The organism is Pseudarthrobacter phenanthrenivorans (assembly GCF_036455295.1).
GTDB lineage: Bacteria > Actinomycetota > Actinomycetes > Actinomycetales > Micrococcaceae > Arthrobacter > Arthrobacter phenanthrenivorans_C.
In genome coordinates this window covers 1-4,378 of record NZ_JAYXNX010000033.1, presented here as the reverse complement: position 1 = coordinate 4,378, position 4,378 = coordinate 1, and the positions used below count along the sequence as shown (strand labels likewise).

Sequence of the window (4,378 nt, the reverse complement as noted above, 5' to 3'; positions counted from 1 at the left end):
TTAGAAAACAATACACGCACCCCGCCCCCACCGCAAACCGGGCAATGGGAGTCCCTTGGGCCGTTGAAACCGGCGGAATTACGCGGGTTTCAACGGCCCAAGCGAGACTCACACTCTCCTACAGCAAGATTTCAGCTGTTATGGAGTGGCTCACACCTGCCCGTCATGCCCTTGCGGGCGGAAGACCACCTGGAATTCAGCCGCTCGTGGCTTCAGCCTGTAGGGTTCCAGGACGCCCGGGCCGCACGCTGCGGTGCCCACACCTCTCCGGGCGTGGTCCAGGTAGATGTAGCTCCGGCCGTCCGGAACCAGGTCCGGTCGATGCGTCGCCGCAGCAAGGGCCGCCATACTGTAGGGCCTTACCGTCAGGGCAAAGGGCTCGCCGGAAACATGGAGGCTGCCGCCGGCCGTCTCCAGAACTGCGGACCACACACCGGAGCGGGCTCCTGATTCCTGGGGGCGGACATAGTCCACGTCCAGGTCGGCCAGGGACAGCTCGTACCACCCGGCGCGCGTGCCCTGGCCGGTATCCGGGTAGCTCTGGTGCGGCCCTTGACCAAACCAGGCCACCCTGGCGGTTTCGACACCCAGCACCAGTTCCAGTCCGATCCGGGCCCATTCCACTTCGAAGCCGCCGTTGGTCCAGTCCCCTACGGGTTTGACCTGCGTCCGCAGGGCGAGCGAACCGGATCGGCTGGTCCAGATGTAGTCCACCAGCACCCCGAATTGTTTGTCGGCGGCACCCATCCTCGTGGAGACGCGCAGTTCCTCACCACCGTCAGGCGAGGACTCAGCACTGATTCCCAGCAGCCGGCTGTGAAGCCGGTCGAGGCCTGCATCCTTCCACTGCACCGCAAGCGGCCGGGGATCAGCACCGTCCCATTCCCGTCCGAGGTCGTTGTCCGTGGGGGCCCACCACAGCACCAGGTCGAGTTTCTCCACGGGAAGGCCGCCAATCGATGTGGGCTTTCCGGTGGTCCGGTCGAACTCGGCACTGCCCAGTCGCAGTTCCTTTTCGCCAACCTCTACCTTGTCAGCAGCCGGCACGCCGTCGGTTGGAGACGCGAAATGGGTTGCCTGGCCCCAGGCGACCTCGTGGCCCTCACCTGCCCAGGCAGTGTCCGCCCCAAGCACGGCACTTACCGTGAGCACCGCAGACTGGTCCCCCGGGAGCGACCGCGTGTAATCGGCTACCTCCGCCGGCAGCTCCAATACGGCCTCGGACTGCGGTGCCAGCGGCGCCACGTCCACCGTTCCCTCCAGCCGGGTGACGCCGTCGGCCTCCACCTTGTACCGGAAGCGGAAGGCGGCCGTGTCCGCAAAGTCCTGGCCGTTCCGCACAGCAAAGCTGGCCCAGGAGGCATCAACCACAATCTGCAGCGGCTCGATCACCTTCTTGAAATCCAACAGACCCGGGCGGGGCTTGCGGTTGGCATCCACCAGACCGTCAGTGACGAAGTTTCCATCGTGTATTTCCTCGCCGAAGTCCCCGCCATAAGCGAAGTGCTCGCCGCCGCCGGGAGTGGGCACCGTGATTCCGTGCTCCAGCCACTCCCAGACGAACCCGCCCATCAGCCGGGGATACTTCTCGAACAGCTCCTGGTACTCGCTCATGCCGCCGGGTCCGTTGCCCATCGCGTGCACGTACTCGCACAGCACGAACGGCATGGCCCGGCGCCGGGCATCCAGTGCCGCGTCCTCGAGGGGCGGTTCAATTCCCTGCCCGATCAGTGCCGTCTCGGCCTGGCTGGCGTACATCCGGGAGTAGACGTCCACGTCGGGTGAGGACCAGTCACCTTCATAATGGATTGGCCGCGACGGGTCGCGGTCCTTGGTCCAGCGCGACATGGCAGCGAGGTTACGCCCGGTGCCTGCCTCATTGCCCAGCGACCACATAATGACCGACGGGTGGTTCTTGTCGCGTTCAACGGTCCGGCGCATCCGGTCCAGCAGCGCCTCTTCCCACTGGGGATCATCGCTCGGGTTTTGGGCCCAGCCGGCGCTGTAGAAGCCGTGGGTCTCCAGGTCGCACTCAAGGACCACGTAAAAGCCCAGCCGGTCCGCCAGCGCCAGGAACTCCGGATGCGGCGGGTAGTGCGAGGTCCGGATGGCGTTGATGTTGTGCTGCTTCATCAGCCGCAGCTCCGCCTCCACCACATCATGCGGAACCACGCGGCCCAGCTTGGGGTGGTGTTCGTGGCGGTTTACGCCGCGGAGCAGGATGCGCCGGCCGTTCACCTTGAACTGTGCGTCCTCGATGGTGATGCTGCGGAAGCCAAGCTGCAGCGAAACGGACTCGCCAGGAGTGCTGACCGTTGCGTCGTAGAGGCGCGGAAGTTCGGCGGACCAGGGCTCCACTCCGGGAACTTTCTTCTCCGCGCCAGCAGGCAGTTGAAGGCCAAGTTCAGGGACACGCACGACGGCGTCAATCACCTGTCCTGCCCGCGTCACCTCTATGCGGAGGGTGCCTTCCCCCGTAGCCGGAACGTAGCCGGCATGGACGAAGACGTCATCAATGCCATCCACAGGGCGGGCCTGGAGGGTCACGTCGCGGAAGATTCCGGGCAGCCACCACATGTCCTGGTCCTCCACGTAGCTGGCGGCGGAGAACTGGGCCACCCGCACTGCCAGGGTGTTGGTTCCCTGGACGAGGATGTCCGAGACGTCGAATTCGTGGGCCAGCCGGCTCCCTCGCGTAGTACCGAGCTCCACTCCGTTCAACCACACGGTCCCGGCGGAGTCGATGCCGTCGAACCGGAGCAGCGCATGCGGGAAGAACTCGGGCCCGGCTTCGAAGGTCACTACATAATCACCAACAGGGTTGGCATCCGGTACGAACGGCGGCTCCACGGCGAACGGAAACTGGACGTTGGTGTAGGCCGGCGACCCGTGGCCGTGCATGTTCCAGCTGGAAGGAACCGGGAGCCCGCTAAAGCCGGACAACTCCCCGCCGTGCTGCCATCCGTCGTCAGGCGCCGTCCGGATTCCCGGGCTCAACCGGAACTGCCACTCGCCGTTGAGCGAAAGCGTGGCGGCATCCGACGCCAGGTAGGCGCGTGCGGGGAGATTCCCCCGCCCCGGCGCCAGCGAGGCGAGCTCCGCCGCCGCCTCCGCCCGCACGTCAAGCCTGCGGGATGAACCTGCGGCTCCAGAGGCAGGGAGGGGACCGGACGTTGCTGCAGGAGAGTGTACAGACATGGATTTTTCCTTGGTGGGGAGAATTGGGCGCCAGGTGCGTGAACGTTCACGAGGATACGTTAAGCCTATCCGCTTACCTTCGTTTTGAGTAGGGGTCAGGCCGACTGCCGGAGCACCAGCTGGTGCTGGAGCGTCAGATACGCCTGGGGACTCCGGTCCTGGACTGACCCGGACAACAATCCCTCCAGGAGGCCGACGGCGGCACGGCCTACGCCGCGCAGGTCCAGTGACAGGGTGGTTAGTTCAGGTGTCAGCAGTTCCCCCGTGGGTATCCCGTCCATGCCAATCACGGCGCACTCGCCAGGAACGGACAGGCCGAAGTCATCCAGCGCCTTCAGCGCACCAGCCGCCATCAGATCGTTGAAGGCGAGGATGCCGTCAGGCCGCCCGCCGGCCTGGGCCAGCTGCGCCACAGCGGACCTTGCGGCGGCCGCCGAAGGCTGCGCCTCAATGCGGGTGAGCTCGATGCCGGCCTGGGCCGCCACGGCAGATGCGGCGACGCTGCGACTGCTTGGGGTACCGCCTTGGTCCGAATCCAGGTAAGCCACCTTCCGGCACCCCCGGGAAGCCAGATGGGTAAGGGCCAGCATGGCTGCGTAGTGATAATCGAAAGCGATGCCGCCCGCGGTACCCGCGCCGGGGGAATCCAGGCCTACAACAGGACGCCGCCCCAATAATTCCTGTGCCCCCTCGGGGTCCGGTTCGAGGTATCCGATGAGCGCGTCCACGTGCGGCGACAGTCGTGCAGCAGCGTCCGCGGGGGTGCCGCTCCCGTGTCCGTAGTCGTCCACCACAACGTTCCATTCGCGCTCCGTGGCGGCCTCCACCACGCTGGAGGCAAAGGCAGGGAAATAGGGATTCGTCAGGTCCGGGATTGCGAGGCCAACGGAAATGCGGGCTCCCTGCACAAGTCCCCTGGCAAAGCGGCTGGGCGTGTATCCCATGTCCGCTGCGAGCTTTTGGACCCGCTCCCTGGTTTCCCGGCTTATTCCCGTCATATCGTTCATGGCGCGGGTGACGGTCTGGCGCGACACGCCTGCTGCGGCGGCCACATCCAAAATGGTGGCGCGCTTGCCCCTGGCGCCAGGGTTTCGGGGGCTCATAACCCGTAAGTCTAGGCTGTCCCGCAGGTGCCTTGTGGGGTTTGGGTGTGTGGTTGCTTGGTTGTTAAATGTGGGAG

General features: G+C 65.5%; 2 protein-coding genes. Both read right to left on the bottom strand.

All coding sequences use genetic code 11. From position 1 onward, the window contains the following. Positions 1-150: 150 nt before the first annotated feature. Positions 151-3,198, bottom strand: a complete 3,048-nt coding sequence (locus VXJ37_RS20935; RefSeq protein WP_331324922.1) for a glycoside hydrolase family 2 TIM barrel-domain containing protein — start codon at positions 3,196-3,198, stop codon at positions 151-153. 95 nt (positions 3,199-3,293) lie between these two features. Continuing rightward, positions 3,294-4,301: a LacI family DNA-binding transcriptional regulator gene (locus tag VXJ37_RS20930; RefSeq protein ID WP_331324921.1), complete on the bottom strand. Its 1,008-nt coding sequence runs from the start codon at positions 4,299-4,301 to the stop codon at positions 3,294-3,296. Positions 4,302-4,378 lie beyond the last annotated feature (77 nt).